Below are 17,956 nucleotides of genomic sequence, written 5' to 3' on the forward strand. Positions count from 1 at the left end.
CATGTGAAGCAGGACCGTTTTTTACCTATGGCGCCAGGCGGATGTTTTTCCTCTCATCCGCCGTATCGGCCCATAATTGGCGTTCAGGATGCAGTGACAGACGATCAGGACCCTTTTGCTTCGCTTCATGGCGTATCCGCAGGTAACTGGTCTCGGGCCAACAAGGCCGCACCCAGCGCACCGACCCGTTGGGGATCGTCGGGAATGCGGATCCTGCGGCCCAGATTGGCCTCCAGCAGGGCACACATACACGGGTTTTGGGCCACACCGCCGGTAAAGGCGATATCGCCCTGGGACGAGACCCGGTTGACCATGCCGGCAACCCGGCGGATGACGCTGGTATGCAGTCCTTTGGCGATCTCCCGCGGGCTTTCTCCTTTGGCAATCAGGGAGGTGACTTCCGATTCGGCGAAGACCGTGCACATGCTGGAAATACTCAGCCCGTTCCGGGCCTCCAGGGCCGCCTGCCCGAATTCCTCGATCGTAAAGCCCAGGGTTTTGGCCATGATTTCCAGGAACTTTCCGGTGCCGGCGGCGCAGCGGTCGTTCATCTCGAATTTTTTGACCTTGCCGGTGTCGAACAGCGCAATGGCCTTGCTGTCCTGCCCGCCGATATCAATCACCGCCAGGATCTCGGGGAACAAGGCCCGCGCTCCGCGGGCGTGGGCCTTGATCTCGGTAACCGTCGACGCATCGAAGGAGGTCTCGAAAAGGTTGCGACCGTAGCCGGTGGCCACGATGTGATCGAAAGCCACGCCTTCTATCATTTTTTTGGCTTCGGCCATGGGGTCGAATCCGGTGTCGGCCTGGACACTCTCGACAATTTCCCCGTCTTGGCCGACCACCACCAGTTCGATGGTGCGCGACCCGATGTCGATGCCTGCAGAACGTTTACTCATTTCAATAGTTCCACAAAAGCCTCCACCCGCGTCTTCAACTGGCCGACATCCTCCATGCTGTAATCGGTTTCGAGGCGCAGGCAGGGGATCTGGGCCTCCTCCAGCGCTTTTTCCACCGGGATGGACTCCATCAGGTACGGCTGGCAGAACTGCAAGCCATAATGAATCACGCCGTCGGCCCGGTAATCGGCAACCATCTGCTGGATGTGGTCGAGGCGATCCGGGTTGGGGGTGAAGATGGCACAGTCTACCTTGAAGTAACGATCGACGATGGCATCGAGCATCGCTTCCACGGTTTCCCCGGATTCATCGGTCAGGTTGCGGGTGCCGCGTTCCCCTACGCAGGATTCCTCGCCGACGATCACCGCGCCGGTGGTTTCGACGATCATGGGCAGTTTCCAGTTGGGTACCGCCTGTGGACAACCGGCAACAAGAACCCGAGGGGTCTTTTCAGGGAAAACGCCTTGTTCGGCCTCGATCCGCTTTTCCAGTTCATCGCAGATCTTGTTCACCGAATCGGTAAACCGGGTTGGATTGTCGTAAAAGAACACCTGGTTGGCCAGCAGGGCGTCCAGACCGGAAATCGGCGCCGGATCGGCCTTGCGCAGCGCGGACAGCCGATGGAGGGCTGCACGTTTGGCATTGACCGTCCGGATCGCCTGCTTCAGGGAATCAGCCGTAATTGAAACGCCGGTAAGGCTTTCCATGGCGTCCTTGAAACGATTGTATTCCGCCTTGAGAAGTGCCCGGCCGTTTTCGTGCTTCACCTGGGGCAGGTCCATGACATAGAGATTGTCGACCAGGCCGGCCAACGATTCGTAGGCCTTCTTCTTTCCGTCGCAGGTGTTCTCGCCGACGATCATGTCGGCGCTCTCCAGGTAGGGACAGACCTTGCCGAGCTTGAAGCCGAAAGCGGATTTGATCAGGGCGCAGGTGTTGCGCGGCAGCAGCCTCTCCACATCCTCGGTGGCGAAATCAGCCCCTGAACACAGACCGACCAGGGTGGCATTGGCCGCCAGGACGATTTCCTCGGGGACGAACACGCAGTAGCTGCCCACAATCTTCCGGCCGGCCGTTTTCTCGTCGAGCAGTTCCTTGATGCGCAGTCCGTGGACTTCGCTCATCACGAAATCGAAATAGCCCATCCCTTCGGGGCGATCTTTCTGTGCCAGATAAATGTCCTGATACGCTTGCCCCAGAACACCTAAAAGCGCGTCGTGAGCCTCAAGGTCGAGGCCCAATTCGGTCCACATCGAACGATAGTCTTCACTCATGAGTTACTCCTCATTGTCTTTAAAAACCGATTCAGGTTGAAAACAGGCGCGCCAGGCGCAACAGCGCGCCACTGAAGACAGATTGCCGTCGGCCGAGAAACGCGTTGTCCGCCCGGTCCACCAGTTCTGGCCGTTCTTGCAGGACCAGCCTGGCCGCCATCTCGGCTGCCTGGGCCGTCAAATCGGCACACTGCCGGAAATGGGCCTTGTTGTCATGCCTGACCGTTCTGGACAACACCCGGCAGCAGGTGGCGCCGTTGGCGCTTTTAAACGCATCGTGCAACTGGCGGGCGCTGTCACGCATATCCCGGCGCCGCCGATAGGGATGCGCGTTTCCCAGGAGCAGCCCGGCCGCCATCACGGCTCCGCTGAGCGCCCCGCACAGGCAGCCGCTCTCCCCCAGGGCCACTGAAAACGGGGCGGCCATCGCCATGGCCTGCGCATCGGTCAATCCGCCGTGCAGGCCGTGGTTCATCGCCGCAACCACCGACTCCGTGCACAGCATCTGCCGGGTCTCATATAAATTGCGGGCGCGCTCCCGGATACTTGCAATCAGGGCGTCGGCATCGGGCTCTGATTTTTCTCTCTGATCATTCATGCAAATTTTCACTCATTTATGAAGTGCGTGTCAGCCCGGAAATGGTAGCTTGGGGTTCAGATCAAGGCCGCAGCTTTTTGGAAACCACAGGCGTAGCTGCGCTACGTCGAGGATTTCCAAAAAGCGAGAACGCAGATCTGGACCCCGAGATGCCGTTTCCAGTTGTCTATTCGACTTTTTCCAGCGGGTACTTAGCCCCCTTCCAGGCAAAAACGCCACCCGAATAGCGGTAGACGTTCCTGTAGCCCAGCTTGACTGCCCATGCTGCACCGTTGTGGCTTCGGGTACACTTGACGAAACCGCAGTAAATAACGACGGTCTTGTCTTTATCGCTTCCCAGCATGCGGATGAAATCCTCCCGGGTCTTGCCGTCGGTCTCCTTCGTGTCCCAGGCATTCATGTCCGGGATGGGAAACAGAAACTGAAGGGCACCGGGCACGTGATTCTTTTTGTAACTGGCTTCGTAGGGCATGGTGTCGACGATCACCATATCTTTTCCGCTGTCCATCCATTGCCTGAGCTCTTCGGTGGTCACCAGATCATAGTCGCCGCGCTGTACTTCTCTGACGAGCTTGACCGCCCCGATCTCCTTTTCGACTTCTTTTTCGAATTTGTTGCCGAGCAACGCCATCGCAGGATCGGTCAGGCCAAAAACAAGGACCCCGACCATTGTCAGTTTCAGCACCCATTTTCCCATACGCATTCTCAACTCTCCTCATTTTTTAACGTTGGCATGATGTTTATTTTCGCGAATCGGCCATTGACCAACCGCCTGATCGTCCGGGGCCTGACATCACAATATCGGCGCCATCCATAGAGGAAACCGACGGCCGCCATCATGAGCATATCGCGATAAAGGGCTGCCCTGAGCCCGTGGAATGCCTCGGCTTCGGGATCTTCCGGCCCGAAACAGCCGCAATCCACATCCAGCCCCATTAAGATGCCGTACCCCAGAATGGTGATGAACAACACCAGCAGACCGGCAATCACGGTCAGGCTGCCCCGGATGTCGACCATCAGGCCGGCACCGGCAACGACCTCCATGACCGGCAGGATCATGGCCACGGGCATGATCAGCCCGTCAGGAACCAGCCCGTATGCCTCGATCAACACGGCAAACGTTTTCGGAGCCAGGAGTTTGGTCGTACCGGAGTAAATGAAAATGCAGCCGAGAATCCAGCGAAAGAATCGATACATCCAGGCCAGCACAGGCATGCTATGAGTGTCGGCATACATAATCAAACTATCTGTTTTAGAAACGAATGGGGCAAGCGGTTCGATCTTTGCCGATCCCAGCTAAGAACCGTCTGTCCCATGGCGTGAATCGGCTCCGGCTCCCCGCCGATGGTACCTGAGAGGCCATCACTGATATCAGCCTGATTGAATAGATTGAGATTATAAATTAATCAAACTGTTATTCTCTATACGAGAGCAGGATCGCATTGGTATTTTAAATTTGATTTTCCCAGGCGATTGAGGCATGGATAACCGGTATTCTTAACCTCATATCCCAAGGTCTCATCCATGTTTCGGTTTTTCGGTTTCACATGACAGTGCCCAGGTTTGCTGCCCGGGTTGGTATGCACTGGACAAGACTGAAAGACCGCATTTCTGAGCGACATTCTGTAATTTAAGCCGAGTAATATTCAGGGAAGCGCCGTGCCGAGCCCCTTTAATATAAGGTTCGCCTCAAACGCAGGCCTGCTCACGGCGATGTTTGAAATTGGCGCATGTCCTGATGGCAATGGATTTATGCAGAGCGAGTCTAAACCACTTCCAAATGATGCTTGAGAGGAATAAACATGAGTGAAGCCAAAGCGATTAAAATCCAGTCCAACCGCAAGAGCACCTTCATAGATAAAGTGAAGGCAATTCTTCCCGCAGGAGGAAATCTGAATCTATGCCTCACCTGCGGGGCCTGCGCCTCGGGTTGTCCGGCCACCGGCCTGGAAGGTATGGATCCACGCAAATTCCTACGTTTGGCAGCCCTGGGACTGGACGACGAAATAAACGGCCACCCCTGGGTCTGGATGTGTTCTTTGTGTCAGCGCTGCGTTTATGTCTGTCCCATGGAAATCAACATACCGACCCTTGTTTATGAGGCACGCACGCTCTGGCCCCGGGAAAAAAGACCCAAAGGCATTCTGGGATCCTGCGACATGGCCTTGCGCAATGACAGTTGCAGCGCCATGGGGTCGCCCCCGGAGGATTTCATTTTCGTGGTGGCGGATGTGTGCGAGGAAGTCCAAGGCGATCAGCCGGGATGGGAAAACCTGCAGGCCCCCATGGACAAAGAGGGCTCCCACTTCTTTCTCAGTCAGAACTCGCGGGAGCCGGTCACCGAACCCGAAGAGATGGTGCCCCTATGGAAAATTCTTCATCTGGTTGGGGCGGACTGGACCTATGGAAGCACCGGCTGGGGCGGCGAAAATTACTGCATGTTCCTGTCCGACGATAAAAACTGGAAAGCCATCACCGAAAAAACGGTTCGCAAGGCCGAATCCTTAGGGTGCAAGGTCTACCTGAACACCGAGTGCGGGCATTCGACCTATTCCGTATGGATGGGTGTCCAGCGACACAAAATTGAAACCGGCCTGGAAATCGCCCCGATTGTTCCTTATTACGCCCGCTGGATTCGGGAAGGTAAAATCAGGCCCGAAAGCAATTGGAACAAAGACCTGAAAATCAAATTCACCGTTCAGGATCCCTGCCAGCAGGTGCGCAAAAGCTTCGGCGATCCCCTGGCCGAGGATCTCCGGTTCGTGGTCAAAACCTGTGTGGGAGAGGAGAACTTCGTGGACATGACCCCCAACCGGTCCAACAACTTCTGCTGCGGAGGCGGTGGCGGCTACCTGCAGTCCGGTTACAATGAAGCCCGGCGGCAGTATGGCAAACTCAAATTCGATCAGATCAAGGCCACCGGCGCCACGTATGTGGTGACCCCCTGCCACAACTGCCACGCCCAGATTCATGATCTGGAAGAGCATTATGAAGGCGGCTACAAAACCATTCACCTGTGGACCCTGATCGCCCTTTCCCTGGGCGTGCTTGCCGACACCGAACGCGTCTATCTGGGGCCGGACCTGGCCGAGGTGTGGCTGCCCGGGGAACCGGGGACACCGATCCTTTCGTGGATAAATAGAAGATCCCGGGCAATTGTCGCGTCCGGAAAAATTCAAAACGCTTCGCTTGAATAAGGAGGACACCATGGCCCCTGAACGCTTCGAGCCCCGGATCGTCGCTTTCTGCTGCAAATACTGCGCGTATGCCGCAGCCGACCTGGCCGGCTCCATGCGCCTGAACTATCCGCCGAACATGAAAATCATTCAGCTGCCCTGCAGCGGCCGGGTGGACATGCTGCACCTGCTCAGGGCCATCGAGGAAGGCGCCGACGGCGTCTGTGTCGCCGGATGCCTGGAAGGCGAATGCCACTTTGTGGAAGGCAACCTCAAGACCCGGAAGAAGGTCGAGGCCGTTAAAAAAGCCCTGGTGTCGGCCGGCATCGAACCGGAGCGGGTCGAGATGTTCAACCTGTCATCCGCCATGGGTGCCCGGTTCGCCGAAATCGCCACGCAGATGACCGAACAGATCCGGGCGTTGGGGCCAACCCCGGTAGTCGAAGCCTTGACTGCCATCTGAGTCCATTCGCCGGAGGAGTAAAAATGTCCGCCTGGGAGCCTGTAATCGTCGCTTTCTTCTGCAACTGGTGCACCTACGCCGCCGCCGATCTGGCCGGCGTCGGCCGGATGCAGTATCCGGCCAACATCCGTGTCATCCGCCTGCCATGCAGTGGGCGCATGAGCCCGAAATTCATCCTGGCGGCCCTCATGCAGGGTGCCGACGGGGTCTGGGTGTCGGGCTGTCACCCGGGCGACTGCCACTATATCTCTGGCAATTATTACGCCCGCAGAAAATTCGCCTTGTTGACCCGCCTGCTCACTTTCATGGGCGTCGAACCGGACCGGGTCCGGTTCTCGTGGATCTCGTCGGCCGAATCCACCAAATTCATCCGGGTGGTCAACGAGGTGACTGAACATATCCGCATGCTCGGACCGTCCGACCGTTTTGTCAAACACCCCGCGTCCCACCCCCTTGAGGAGGCTGCATCATGATTGAACGGATACACCTGGATCCAAAACTGGAAAAATGCCTGGCAACGCTGAGGAAAGGAAGTCGCCGAACCTGCCTGGCCGCCAATCGGGTGGCGGCCATTATCATGGAAGTCAAACGCGGAAAACTGCCGCCGGAAGAAATGTGTACCTTTACCCGCAATGGTGAGGCACGCATCAAGGGATGCCGTAAATACAATCTGGGCGCCGGGTACCGTCTTGTCTCCCTGAAGCAGGGCGATGACCTGTATTTGCTGTTTGTCGGCACCCACGATGAATGCGACCGCTGGATCGAAAACAACCGGGAGCACCTGCCGCTGCAAAGGATTGCCGGGCGCTGCAGCACGGTAAAACGAACGGCCCGCAAAAAAAGCGATTCGGAAACGTCACCCCTGATGCCGGAGATGGAACCGGATGAAGACTGGATCCCCCCGCTGAGTGACCGCGACCTGCGACGGGTCTTCAGTGGGTTGGTGGGGGACAAACAGGTTGAATCCTGAGAATCACAGGATCTTGAAATACGGGGATTAACCGGCTTTACGAAAGGATAAGACCATGCTGACCGTCACCGGATCCGCCGCCCAGGCGGTGGCCGAATACTTCAAAACCATGGAGGTCAAACCCGTGAGAATTTTTCTCTCCCAGGGATGCGGCGGCCGGCAACTGGCCATGGCCCTCGACGAGGCTAAGCCTTCGGATGCGGTCGTGGAAACGGGCGGGTTCCAGTTTATCATGGATCGGACGCTGCTTGATCAGGCGCAATCGGTGCAGATCGACTACGCCGACATGGGGTTCAGGATCTCGTCCAGCCTTGAACTTGCCGGCGGATGCCGGGGCTGCGATACCACCGGTTGCTGCTGCTCTTGAGGCGGTTTTCAGTCGCAAGTAAATATCCGGGCCCGGAGGACCAGGTTTTGTTTTTCCCTTGAAAAGGGCGGTCGCCGCTTGATTGATTATCACTCAAGCAACAAGTAGTCAGAATTCAGGAGTCAGAAGCCAGAAGCGAAAGGACGTCGCTACGCGCCTGCGGTTATATATACGAAGGAATGAGCCAATGGCGAAACCTTCTTCTGGATGCTGAATTCTGACTCCTGGATTCTTTTGTAATGCCTGCAGGCATAACCCGCTGCCCTGGACCTGGCCCGGAGGACCCGGTTTTCTGGACCGAATAAAAAAAGCCCCGACCTGTCCGGATCGGAGACTTCTTTTCATTCTGAGAGCTATGGCCCGACGAAGATCACACCTTGAAACTGGCGACCACGGAATTGAGCGTCTGGGCAATCCGGCGCAAATCTTCCGCACTGACCTGGACCTGTCCGCTGCTGCCGGCCATTTCCCCGGCGGACTGGTTGACGGTGCCGATATCCCGGGAGATCTGCGCCGCCACGCTTGAACTCTGGTTGACGTTTTCGTTGACCTCTTGGACACCGCTGGAAACCTGGGCAATATTGTTGGCAATTTCCTGTGTGGCAGCGGACTGCTCTTCCACGGCCGATGCAATGGTGGCCACAATGTCGTTGATCGTCTTGATCACCTTGGAAATCTCATCGATACCGGACACCGCGCCATCCGTGCTTTCCTGGATGTTGGCGATCTTGCCTTTTATGTCCAGCGTGGCGTCGGAGGTCTGCTTGGCCAGTTCCTTGATCTCGTTGGCCACCACGGCAAACCCTTTCCCGGCGTCGCCTGCCCGCGCCGCTTCGATGGTGGCGTTCAATGCCAGCAGGTTCACCTGTTCGGAAATTTCCGTTATGGTTTCAACCACCTTGCCGACACCTGTGGCGGCATTGCCTAAAGCGTCCATCTGTTCCGAAGCGCCCGTGGCAGTGTCGACGGCCCGGTCGGAAATGCTCCTGGCTTTTCCCGCATTCTGAGCGATTTCGTTGATCGTGGAGCTCATTTCCTCAGCCGAAGCGGCCACGACGCCGACATTGGTGCTCGACTGCTCCATGGCGGCGGCAACATTGTTGATGTTCGAACTCATCTCTTCCACGGCTGAATAGACGGTATCGGATCTTCCGGACATGTCTTCGGCGCTGGCGGACATGCCCGTGGACAGCTCGGCAAGGGTGTTGGATGCGGTGCCGAGGGATGTGGCATTTTGCGCCATTTCCTTCATGAGCCCCTGCAGTTTCTCCATGAAGGTATTGAACCAGGCGGCCAGTTCCCCCAGTTCATCCCTGTCGCCCTCTTCCAGGCGTTTGGTCAGGTCCCCCTCACCCTGGGCGATATCCTTGAGGCCATCGACCATGGCATTGACCGGCCGGGTAATCATTCGGGAAATAAACCAGGCCAGCGAGACACCGACCGAAACGCCGAACAGGATGGCCACCAGCAATATCGTCTTGGCAGACTTATAGGTAGCCGTGGCACTCTCACTGGCGCGTTGGGCCAGATCGAGATTGATTTCCGTCAGCTTGTCCAGCTGATCGCGCATCTGTTCAAAATGTTTCTTGGCGCTCCCCAATGTCAACGCCGTGGCCTGTCCGGAGGCCTCGTCAGTGGCCTTTTGGGCAAGTTCGACCACCTGGCGGGAGTCGATTTGCCATGCTTTCCTGGCCGTTTCGTATACTTCGAAAAGTTCTTTTTCCCTGGCCGTTGTTGCCAGCGCCTTGTATTTATTCCAACGCGTATCGGATTGACTGAGGCTGGTTTCGTACTCTTTAACGAACTGTTCGAACATGGTGGAGTTGGGATCGGTAAAGATCATGGATCGTTCGGCGACCAACAGCTGCTGAAGATCGCGATCGGCTTCGATCAGAAAATCGATGCTGGGCATCTGAACGGAAAAGATCGTTTCCAGCTCCCGTTGAACGCCGCCCAGGCTGCTGAAGCCGGCATATCCGACAACCCCCATAAAAAGAACCATGATGCCGAAACCGGCCATCAGTTTAACCCGAATCTTCATATTTCTGACAAAACCCATCGGCTTCTCCTTCTATTAATGATTGGCAGAAGACGCTTCTGATAATACCTCGGTCCCGTTGGAAAATAGTTTAGGGAAATATTAAATCACGACTTTCAGCAGCGATGGTTATCCTGGTTTCCGCCACCATGGGTTCTGGAACAATGCCGAATCCCATTGCCCATAAAGGCAACATTTTCCTGTCGATCATCTTGACAAACGAACTGGACCCACCTATAGATAATGGACCCGCCCACACCCCGGGTCCACACCGGCATTATGAAAATGCCTTTTCCTCATTGATTCACCACCAAGCTGACTGAACGATTAAACCAGGCCAGGAAGGCTCACGGACAGGAGTCCGTTTTCTTCCCGGCTTTTTAATTTATGGATCATGACATTTCGTAAAATAACCTTGCGTTCAATTTTTTCGATTGTTTTCTGTCTCCTCTGGTTCTCAGCGGCGTTGGCGCATGAAAGAATTCTGGAACGCGACACGAACAAAGACGGAAAGATCGATCAGATCGCCCATGTCGATAAAAAGGGAAACCCGATCCGTCTGGAGATCGACAGCAATGGCGACAGTCGTTTCGACAAATTCCAGGTGTACATGGACGGAAAGCTGGTTACCGTTGAAAGAGACCGGAACCACGATGGAACCATCGACATACGGGATACGTTTCAACAGGACAAACGGATCCGTCACGAACGGTTTTCGACCGAAACCGGGCAATTGGAGCAGATCATCCGGTTTGACGACCAGGAGCGCCCCCTGACGATGGAGCGGGATACCACCGCCGACGGTCGTCTCGATACCCGCCATGAATTCGTGGCCGGGCGCCTGGTCCGATCCACGCGGGATACGAATGGGGATGGCCAGGCAAATGTCTGGCAGGCTTACCGCAACGATCTTCCCGTGGAGCAGACGACCGACGGCGATGGCGACGGACGGGTTGAAAGAATCGTTCTTTTCGACGACCGGGGCCAACCCCGACTCAGCCGTCATGACCTGGACGCCGACGGCACCTTCGAAACGGCCCGGCACTATGCCGGCGGCGAAATCGTCCGCCAGGAAAAGGATGCGGACAACGACGGCACTCCCGACACCGTTCTGCACTTCCAGAAGACGCAGCCCATTCTTCAGAAACGGGACACCAACCTCGACGGCCGGTTCGACGTCACCACCCGCTACCGTGAAGGACAGCCGGAAAAAGAGGAGAAGGACACCAATTTCGACGGCACCAGCGACGTATTTATCCACTTCGACGAAAACGGCCAGCTGTTGAAAATGGAGGAAGACACCCGCTTCAGCGGACGCATCGACCGCGTCCGGAACTACCGGAGCGGCATCGTCGAGCGGGTCGTCAACGATGGTGACGGAGACGGTTTCATGGAAACCTGCACCAATTACAAAAAAGGCAAAATCGACACCCAGACCCAGGATGAGAACAAGGACGGCCATGCCGACAGCACGATCTTCTTCAATGCAAAGGGAGAAAAGGTCCGCGTGGCCAGCGACACGGATCTTTCGGGCCGGCCGGATGCCTGGGAATACTATCGGAATCAAGTCCTGATGCGGGCGGAGCGGGACAGCAACGGTGACGGGACGGTGGACCTGAAGGTCGTTTACCACGACGCGGTACGACAAAAACTCATCCGGGACCGTGATTTCGACGGCCGCTTCGAAACCACCCAGTGGTTCGACCGCCGCCCCTGGTCCATGGTGATGGAACTGGACACGGACCTGGACGGAAAGCCCGAGGGCCGCTACTGCTACATGGACGGTGTCCTTCGCGAAAAGAGGGTCGACGAGAACGCCGACGGCCGTTTCGATTTAAAGGAGATCTACGACGACCGGGGCAGGATCACCCGTAGCGAGGAGGAACCCAATGGCAGCGACCGGTTCGCCCTGGCCTGGATTTACGATGAATCCGAAACCGCCGTCCGCGCGGAAAAGGACCGCGACGCCGATGGCCGCCCCGACATCTGGTACGACTATCTCGAAAACCGGCTGGCCGCCGTGGCGGAAGACACCAATGGCGACGGCCGGGCCGACGTGTGGGAAACCTACGACACGGCCGAGGCCCTTCTCGAACGATCGAAGGATCTTAACTTCGACGGGAAGGTGGATTTCACGGAAAGTGCGGGGGGCGGTTAGGTGTTAAGCGGTTCAGGGGGAACGGCTCCAGATCGTCAATGGATAATATTCCGCCGGCCCTATAGTCTTCAGCCTTCAGTCTATTTATCTATATTCAAGGAGCAACACGATGTTCGATTTTCTTGCCAAAGGGGGCGTTCTGGTGGGGCCCATTTTGCTGTGTTCGGTGATCGCCCTGGCCCTGTTCCTGGAACGCCTCGTCCGGCTCAGCCGGGTAACCATACGCGGCAACGGCCTGGTATCCAATGTTTCCACGCATCTTAAAAAGGGTCAAGATCACCAGGCCTATGAGGTCGCCAGCCGGGACACCTCTCCCATGGGAAGAATTTTCACCCAGGCCATGGAAGTCAAAAACCAGGACCGGGAGACCCTGGAGGCGGTTCTGGTGCACGCGACCGAGGCGGAAACCCGGGAACTGTCCCGCTATCTTCAGGCCCTGGCCACCATCGGCAACATCACGCCCCTGCTGGGATTGCTCGGCACGGTACTGGGGATGATCAAGGCCTTCATGGTCATCCAGGAAATGGGGGGCAAGGTCAATGCGGCAGTGCTGGCCGGCGGTATCTGGGAAGCCATGCTGACCACGGCGTTGGGACTGGCCGTGGCCCTGCCCACCATGGTGGCCCACAGCTATCTGACTGCCCGGGTGGACCGATACGAAGCCCAGCTCCAGGACGGCACCGTGACCTTTCTCAAGTCCATCGGATTCCGGATTCATGGGCACACCCACACGGGAAAAGCCCATACGCACACGCACACCCATGCACACCCGTAAACCCATCAGGAGTTGCCCCATGCTCGTCCATGCCAGGCCCAAAGCGCGCTACCCGGTACAGATGCCCATGACGTCGCTGATCGACATCGTTTTCATGCTGTTGATCTATTTTCTGCTCACCACCAACTTTATGGTGGATGAAGGCATCAAGATCAAACTGCCCCAGGCCCGGGCCGCGGCCCCCCAGACCGAGGAAACCATCACCATTTTCGTCGATTCCCGGGGGCGGGCCTTTCTGGGCGAGGAAGCCATATCCCTTGACCGGCTGTTCGATCGGATCAAGGAGAAGATTGGGGACAAAGAAGATGAACTGGTCGTCGTTCGGGCCGACCGGGCGGTGATCCTCAACAAGGCGGTCAAGGTCATGGACATTGCCAAGGCAGCCGGTGCCGGCCGGCTCTGCCTGGCCACGGAAAAGGAATTGTAGCGGCCATGGAATCGCAACAGCATCCGTCATCGGTGCAGCGCACATCGGAACCCAATTGGCTCCTGCGAACACTGATCATCTTCTCATTGGTGGTCCATGCCGGAATTTTTATCCAGGTATCCGGCGTTTACCAATCCAGCACCTTGAGCTATATCGAAATGACCCTTCAGAACATCGCCCGGCCGGCAACCCGGGACATTCCCCGCCCCCGGCCGCGCCCCAGAATGCCCGCACCCACGAATCCGGTTAAAAAGCTGGACGTAGTCCAGCGCCCCCTGCCCCGCTTCCGGCCGCTGGCCATGGCCCCGGTAGAGAACAACCTGCCGGACACCCTGGTGGAGGACATCAGCGCACCGGACATGCCCCAGACGCCGGGCGTGGACAGTGCCGACTGGGTTCCCGGCCCCCAGGTCTCGGAAACGGCCGATGAATTCATGACCGCGTCCAGCTACCTGGACATGGTGCGCATGAAGATCGAGAGGCGCAAACGCTACCCGGAGGCCGCCAAGGCCAGAAGCATCGAAGGCCGGGTCACCATCCGTTTCGTCCTGTCCACCGACGGGAGTGTCTGGAAAGTGGCCGTCACCAAGGGCTCCAGAAGCAAAGCCCTGAATATGGCCGCCCTGGATGCGGTGAAAAACGCCGCCCCCTTCCCCCGGCTGCCCGCCAATCTGTTCAAGGGAGACCTGCCCCTGGAACTGACCATTGTTTTTGAACTGACTTGAGATAAACCATCCTGGATAAAAGGTCGGGTGTGTCAGGGTTCAAATAAAATACGGTGGTCCACCAGGTTCATGCGCCTGATCTTCCCCTTGATGGTAATCTGGTCGCCGAAGATTCCTACCAGGCGGAAAGTACCGTCAGCTTCGGGCTCCACCAGGTCGACCGACTCCATGAGCAGGGTTTCCTCTCCATCTTTAACCATGTAAGCATTGGCTTCACACATGATCGAGTACCTCCTTTAATCGTTTCTCCACCAGGATCTGGACCAGATGGGGCAGCGGTTCGGCGGCCACCCCGATGATTTCTGCATTTTCCTGGAACAGGGGCAACAGCAGCTTGACTGCGCGACTGGTGGTCACCGCTTCGGCCATCCGGGGCGTTACTTCACCGAGCATGGCGTTGGCCCAGGTGATGGTCACCGGCCCGACGATGCAGTGGGCGCGGCCCGCCGTCTGACAGATGGCGTTTTCACCGGAGGCGCAGCGGTTGGCGCCTGCCCGCAGCATCTGGGAGGCGGCGATGGCGTTGGTTCCCAGGGCGATCAGTTCGATCGTTTCGCCATGGGCGGCCCTGAGGTATTTGATCAGTGTCGAGCCGATACCGCCGCCCTGACCGTCAATGACACAAACACGTTTTCTCACGATTATCTTTTCTATGTATTGGGGACCGGGGTATTCCGGATCATGACATTCAGCCAGGGAAGATGGGCAACCGGTTTTAACAGGCTCCCCGGTTGAGCCTCCCATCTCCGAAGGCGAATTCTCAAAATCCGGCCACCCGCTTCAGAAACAAAAAAACCACGAATGCAGCAGTGGTTTCAATTCCTGCCGATGCCTTCGTGGCCTGAAAACGGATTCGATTTTCGGTTTACCGCAACACCTTCTTGGCGCCTTGTTTCAATACCTGAACAAATAGCCCAAAAGGAATCATCAAGTCAAGCCTATTCAGTATCCGAACCAAACCGATATCGACAACAGATGCCTGGTCAAAGGTGAGGTCGGTTTTTATAGGATAGCCATAGGACCTTGATCAAAGCCGGCAACCCTCACTTTTTCAAGTGCGGTGTCAGATCAAATCGAAACTGATCTGGATACGGGCATGTTAAAAATGCTTCAGATGGCTCTGTAACTACGGGCAAGCCTTCCAATTTCTGCAGTCTATCAGCAATTCGACATCGGCCTGCTGATACCGGTCTATTGTTTTTGAAAAACGACTGAATAGGTCTGTTCAGAAAATTCCGATTTGTCTTTGGCTGATGCGCTCATGTGGTCAGGTGCATCCAGCGTAAGCTTATATGTGCTTGCCAGCTCGGGATCTTCTTCATCGATCTCGGTAATGGTAACGCTATTTCCAGACGTTGAGATCGAAACTGGGTACTCCCATTTCTCACCGGCACTGGATCTAAAAGATGAGGCCTCGGCGTCAGGCGCTAACTTATGAATGCTGTCTGCCGTCATTAGATAAACCATTTGGCCGGACTTTTCGTCTTCATTGATATTCAGGGTCAGCTTGAGCTCTTGATGGTTTTTCAGCTGCTCTTCAAAATAGATTACATCAGTTATGGCCTTGCCCTCCCACACTCCAGCGACCCCTTTGTTTTCAGTCTCTTCCGACAAGTCTATATTAAAATTCACCTCCCTTCGATCAGAAGGGCCTTTAAGAATCTTCCCGTCCCGTTCCAGTTCAATACTAACGACAAGCGCAACCTGATGATTTCCTGCAACCTTTTTTGCCGGTATTTCCAAAGCGATATCATCATTGAAAGAACTGCTCCCCGGTTCTAGATCCCTTGTTTTCCGGACCTGTTCAATCCCATCCATGCCAATTGAGACGATTGCCCGTCCTTGCATCGGAACGAACAGATTGTATCCTGCATTCGCTTTAACACCCAGTGGCGCATCCTTGGAAGCGGGTGCCATCGGAGCAGCAGAAAAATTATCGATTGAAAGACTGCACTTGGATAGCAACGCTTTTAGTCCTGTTTCATTGTCTTTCTTCTTGCTGTCACTGACTACTGTGACGGTCGCGACCTGTTTTGCACCCAAAACAGCTCGGGAAGATAGGACCCCGAATTCGGAAAAACCACGAAAAGAAGCATTCAGTTTATATTCGCCAGGCACATTAGGTGCGTGCCAGGCCGCCCAACCGTTTCCACTGCCTTTGTCAATCCAGCGAGGGCTTTCGACCAGCAATCCATCAGAGCCATTCATGATGATAAGTTCATCAGCGGTCTTACCCTCAGCGGCGGCAACAGGGTTACCATTGCCGTCGAGCAGTGAAAAATAAACTTGTCCATCCCCCAGAGGTTGGCAAACGGCCGGTTCTACGCGAATTTTCAGTTGGCTTGGATTGCCTGTGGCAACCTCGATAACGGCACTACCCACCTGGATCAGCCCTTTGTCGTCATTGTCTCCGCTCAGAGTCGCACTTATTTCAAACACCGTGTTGCTGTTGTTAGGCGCTCGCCATACGGCTTTTTCAGGTTCCGACAAGTCAATCAGCGATGGTTCGATGATTCCATATCGGCTGCTGATCAGCGTTTCCGAAATGTTCGATTTAGGTTTGGCTCGTAGTTTTGCCAAAATAATCGGTCGCTGATCGCCGCTCATGGTCATTGCCGTGAGGTTAAGTTGTATATTTCCACCCGGCCCGACAACTTCACGGTCAGATCTGAGTGACAATGCAACGACCTTGGTTGGATCGGCCAATACGGTAAGCGGAGATGGGGCCTGATCTCCATTCTGTTTTAAGAAAATGTACCGTTGCAACACTTGTTCGGGGGACAAAACGGTGGCATCAGGCCCCAAATTAGTTATATTAGGCAAGCTGGCCTTTTCAGGACGGTTCGGGTGGGTGCGGTACCAAATTTTATATTGGCGATCCCAAATCAAGACACCGCCGTCACCGCTTTCATAGACATCCGGCAATCCGGGGATCTGTGGTTTTACGATATCCATTCGGTCCGCCAACCGAGGAAATTGTTTTTCGAAAGCATTATACCGGCCGTCATCACCGTGGCGGCCGGGCAGCAGCTGGTTGTCATCTCGATCCAGGATTCTTCGGTATATCCTCTCTGACGCACCGACCATGGCGGTACCGGCATCGCCGTAGTGTTGTATGAAATCGCTGACAACCGGCAATCCAGATTTGTCGCCGAATGTCTTCATCAACCAAAACAAGCCATTCAGTCCGTCTCGCATTTTTCTGAAAGCAGGCGTTGGCGCCTTTAGGTCCATTTTTTGGATGAGTGTTTGCAGAGATAGCAGGCGCTGACCATAGTCTATTCCCTTGTTCGCAACCTGAAGATCACGATGATACCTGGCCAGCAAACCGCCGGTGGATTTATCCATCCACGCTTCGTCACTTGACCAAGTATCTACTTGGTTCATGCTGTTCTCCACGTGATGAAGTGTTTGATACATGACGCGAACGGATTCAAATGCCTTCCATGTGCGATCCGATCCTAATACTGTCGATTTTTTCTCACTTAGTTCCTTAAGTTCACGGTTGATTTCGGCAATACGGTCAAGATTATCTGAAGGTATCTCTCCGTTTTCATCCCGTGCAGCCGAAAGTCGCTTTCGTTCTTCTATCAAGGAAGTCATGCGGCTTGTGTAAACCTGTGCCGCTTCTTGGGACAACTGGCGTGTCAAGGCTAAAGAATCGAACGATGCCTGCCCGATGGTAGAGCCGGCATTTGAATATTCGATGAAAGTGAAACAGATCAGAACCGTGATGAGGGCCCTTTGTAACATCTGGCATCTCCTGTCATTTTGAGCATTCGCATGAAGGCAACAGTCAGCAGTTTGAATGCAATCCAGAAAACCTACCAATTAAACCAAATGTAGTTTTGGCTCAATGCCAAAATTGCAGTTCGTCTGTCCCCTGCCGGCCAGGCTGAAATTGCGTGTTTATCCTGAAAAGAGGCGCGTTAGATGAGGGACCGATTCGTAACCGCATCTCAATTACCCCCAGGTCGGCTGATTGACGCGACATGGAAAAGTTTGGAAGTGCAATCGCAGCCGGGCCTGCCAGCTGCCCGGCCCCAACATCCTGATGGGTGCCAAATCCCACTGTATCTGAGCGTC

18 protein-coding genes are annotated in these 17,956 nt (G+C 55.6%); 9 read left to right on the plus strand and 9 right to left on the minus strand.

The window, feature by feature from the left end; genetic code table 11:
* Positions 1-125 precede the first annotated feature (125 nt).
* The 5 genes from DSCA_RS12545 to DSCA_RS12565 form a co-directional block, all read right to left on the minus strand.
* Positions 126-899, minus strand: a complete 774-nt coding sequence (locus DSCA_RS12545; protein WP_155316753.1) for an acyl-CoA dehydratase activase — start codon at positions 897-899, stop codon at positions 126-128.
* Entirely contained in the window at positions 896-2,173 is a 1,278-nt protein-coding gene (locus DSCA_RS12550; protein WP_155316754.1) for a double-cubane-cluster-containing anaerobic reductase, read from the minus strand. The genes DSCA_RS12545 and DSCA_RS12550 overlap by 4 nt, the downstream gene beginning before the upstream one ends.
* 31 nt (positions 2,174-2,204) lie before the next feature.
* Complete coding sequence (locus tag DSCA_RS12555) at positions 2,205-2,771, minus strand: C-GCAxxG-C-C family protein (RefSeq protein ID WP_155316755.1); 567 nt, start codon at positions 2,769-2,771, stop codon at positions 2,205-2,207.
* A 166-nt stretch (positions 2,772-2,937) separates the two neighbouring features.
* Positions 2,938-3,474, minus strand: a complete 537-nt coding sequence (locus DSCA_RS12560; protein ID WP_155316756.1) for a rhodanese-like domain-containing protein — start codon at positions 3,472-3,474, stop codon at positions 2,938-2,940.
* A 2-nt stretch (positions 3,475-3,476) separates the two neighbouring features.
* Positions 3,477-3,968 (minus strand): MauE/DoxX family redox-associated membrane protein, encoded by a 492-nt coding sequence (locus DSCA_RS12565; protein ID WP_167527743.1) that lies wholly within the window; start codon positions 3,966-3,968, stop codon positions 3,477-3,479.
* Positions 3,969-4,573: 605 nt separating this feature from the next.
* Here DSCA_RS12565 and DSCA_RS12570 point away from each other — a divergent pair.
* The 5 genes from DSCA_RS12570 to DSCA_RS12590 are packed head-to-tail and all read left to right on the plus strand — an operon-like array spanning position 4,574 to position 7,747.
* Positions 4,574-5,968, plus strand: coding sequence for a (Fe-S)-binding protein (locus tag DSCA_RS12570; protein WP_155316758.1), 1,395 nt, complete (start codon positions 4,574-4,576; stop codon positions 5,966-5,968).
* Between the two features lie 10 nt (positions 5,969-5,978).
* Positions 5,979-6,410 carry a hydrogenase iron-sulfur subunit gene (locus DSCA_RS12575; RefSeq protein WP_155316759.1) on the plus strand — a complete coding sequence of 144 codons (432 nt, stop codon included), beginning with the start codon at positions 5,979-5,981 and terminating at the stop codon, positions 6,408-6,410.
* Between the two features lie 23 nt (positions 6,411-6,433).
* Positions 6,434-6,883, plus strand: a complete 450-nt coding sequence (locus tag DSCA_RS12580; RefSeq protein WP_155316760.1) for a hydrogenase iron-sulfur subunit — start codon at positions 6,434-6,436, stop codon at positions 6,881-6,883.
* Complete coding sequence (locus DSCA_RS12585) at positions 6,880-7,380, plus strand: hypothetical protein (RefSeq protein ID WP_155316761.1); 501 nt, start codon at positions 6,880-6,882, stop codon at positions 7,378-7,380. Before DSCA_RS12580 ends, DSCA_RS12585 begins: the two co-directional genes overlap by 4 nt.
* Before the next feature lie 55 nt (positions 7,381-7,435).
* Positions 7,436-7,747: an IscA/HesB family protein gene (locus tag DSCA_RS12590; protein WP_155316762.1), complete on the plus strand. Its 312-nt coding sequence runs from the start codon at positions 7,436-7,438 to the stop codon at positions 7,745-7,747.
* Positions 7,748-8,117: 370 nt separating this feature from the next.
* On the opposite strand, the gene DSCA_RS12595 is transcribed toward DSCA_RS12590, so the two are convergent.
* Positions 8,118-9,806: a methyl-accepting chemotaxis protein gene (locus DSCA_RS12595; RefSeq protein ID WP_231716467.1), complete on the minus strand. Its 1,689-nt coding sequence runs from the start codon at positions 9,804-9,806 to the stop codon at positions 8,118-8,120.
* 445 nt (positions 9,807-10,251) lie between these two features.
* Here DSCA_RS12595 and DSCA_RS12600 point away from each other — a divergent pair, with 445 nt between their 5' ends.
* The 4 genes from DSCA_RS12600 (at position 10,252) to DSCA_RS12615 (ending at position 13,870) form a co-directional block, all read left to right on the plus strand.
* Positions 10,252-11,943, plus strand: coding sequence for a hypothetical protein (locus tag DSCA_RS12600; RefSeq protein WP_155316763.1), 1,692 nt, complete (start codon positions 10,252-10,254; stop codon positions 11,941-11,943).
* 109 nt (positions 11,944-12,052) lie between these two features.
* Entirely contained in the window at positions 12,053-12,718 is a 666-nt protein-coding gene (locus tag DSCA_RS12605; protein ID WP_155316764.1) for a MotA/TolQ/ExbB proton channel family protein, read from the plus strand.
* Positions 12,719-12,737: 19 nt separating this feature from the next.
* The gene (locus tag DSCA_RS12610; protein ID WP_155316765.1) at positions 12,738-13,145 is read left to right on the plus strand and encodes an ExbD/TolR family protein; all 408 of its coding nucleotides are present in this window, start codon (positions 12,738-12,740) and stop codon (positions 13,143-13,145) included.
* Between the two features lie 5 nt (positions 13,146-13,150).
* A complete protein-coding gene (locus tag DSCA_RS12615; RefSeq protein WP_155316766.1) occupies positions 13,151-13,870 on the plus strand; it encodes an energy transducer TonB in 720 nt (239 codons plus the stop codon).
* A gap of 32 nt (positions 13,871-13,902) precedes the next feature.
* Here DSCA_RS12615 and DSCA_RS12620 read toward each other — a convergent pair whose 3' ends face one another.
* The 3 genes from DSCA_RS12620 to DSCA_RS12630 form a co-directional block, all read right to left on the minus strand.
* The gene (locus DSCA_RS12620; RefSeq protein WP_155316767.1) at positions 13,903-14,091 is read right to left on the minus strand and encodes a CooT family nickel-binding protein; all 189 of its coding nucleotides are present in this window, start codon (positions 14,089-14,091) and stop codon (positions 13,903-13,905) included.
* Entirely contained in the window at positions 14,084-14,509 is a 426-nt protein-coding gene (locus tag DSCA_RS12625) for a DUF3842 family protein (protein WP_231716468.1), read from the minus strand. Before DSCA_RS12625 ends, DSCA_RS12620 begins: the two co-directional genes overlap by 8 nt.
* A 552-nt stretch (positions 14,510-15,061) precedes the next feature.
* Positions 15,062-17,623: a hypothetical protein gene (locus DSCA_RS12630; protein WP_155316769.1), complete on the minus strand. Its 2,562-nt coding sequence runs from the start codon at positions 17,621-17,623 to the stop codon at positions 15,062-15,064.
* Between the last annotated feature and the right edge of the window lie 333 nt (positions 17,624-17,956).

The sequence above is a fragment of the Desulfosarcina alkanivorans genome, assembly GCF_009688945.1.
In the GTDB taxonomy this organism is placed as follows: Bacteria; Desulfobacterota; Desulfobacteria; order Desulfobacterales; family Desulfosarcinaceae; genus Desulfosarcina; species Desulfosarcina alkanivorans.

Coding starts and splice junctions, on each gene's coding strand:
- DSCA_RS12545 (WP_155316753.1), bottom strand. CDS start 899: ATGAGTAAACGTTCTGCAGGCATCGACATCGGGTCGCGCACCATCGAA.
- DSCA_RS12550 (WP_155316754.1), bottom strand. CDS start 2,173: ATGAGTGAAGACTATCGTTCGATGTGGACCGAATTGGGCCTCGACCTT.
- DSCA_RS12555 (WP_155316755.1), bottom strand. CDS start 2,771: ATGAATGATCAGAGAGAAAAATCAGAGCCCGATGCCGACGCCCTGATT.
- DSCA_RS12560 (WP_155316756.1), bottom strand. CDS start 3,474: ATGCGTATGGGAAAATGGGTGCTGAAACTGACAATGGTCGGGGTCCTT.
- DSCA_RS12565 (WP_167527743.1), bottom strand. CDS start 3,968: ATGTATCGATTCTTTCGCTGGATTCTCGGCTGCATTTTCATTTACTCC.
- DSCA_RS12570 (WP_155316758.1), top strand. CDS start 4,574: ATGAGTGAAGCCAAAGCGATTAAAATCCAGTCCAACCGCAAGAGCACC.
- DSCA_RS12575 (WP_155316759.1), top strand. CDS start 5,979: ATGGCCCCTGAACGCTTCGAGCCCCGGATCGTCGCTTTCTGCTGCAAA.
- DSCA_RS12580 (WP_155316760.1), top strand. CDS start 6,434: ATGTCCGCCTGGGAGCCTGTAATCGTCGCTTTCTTCTGCAACTGGTGC.
- DSCA_RS12585 (WP_155316761.1), top strand. CDS start 6,880: ATGATTGAACGGATACACCTGGATCCAAAACTGGAAAAATGCCTGGCA.
- DSCA_RS12590 (WP_155316762.1), top strand. CDS start 7,436: ATGCTGACCGTCACCGGATCCGCCGCCCAGGCGGTGGCCGAATACTTC.
- DSCA_RS12595 (WP_231716467.1), bottom strand. CDS start 9,806: ATGGGTTTTGTCAGAAATATGAAGATTCGGGTTAAACTGATGGCCGGT.
- DSCA_RS12605 (WP_155316764.1), top strand. CDS start 12,053: ATGTTCGATTTTCTTGCCAAAGGGGGCGTTCTGGTGGGGCCCATTTTG.
- DSCA_RS12610 (WP_155316765.1), top strand. CDS start 12,738: ATGCTCGTCCATGCCAGGCCCAAAGCGCGCTACCCGGTACAGATGCCC.
- DSCA_RS12615 (WP_155316766.1), top strand. CDS start 13,151: ATGGAATCGCAACAGCATCCGTCATCGGTGCAGCGCACATCGGAACCC.
- DSCA_RS12620 (WP_155316767.1), bottom strand. CDS start 14,091: ATGTGTGAAGCCAATGCTTACATGGTTAAAGATGGAGAGGAAACCCTG.
- DSCA_RS12630 (WP_155316769.1), bottom strand. CDS start 17,623: ATGTTACAAAGGGCCCTCATCACGGTTCTGATCTGTTTCACTTTCATC.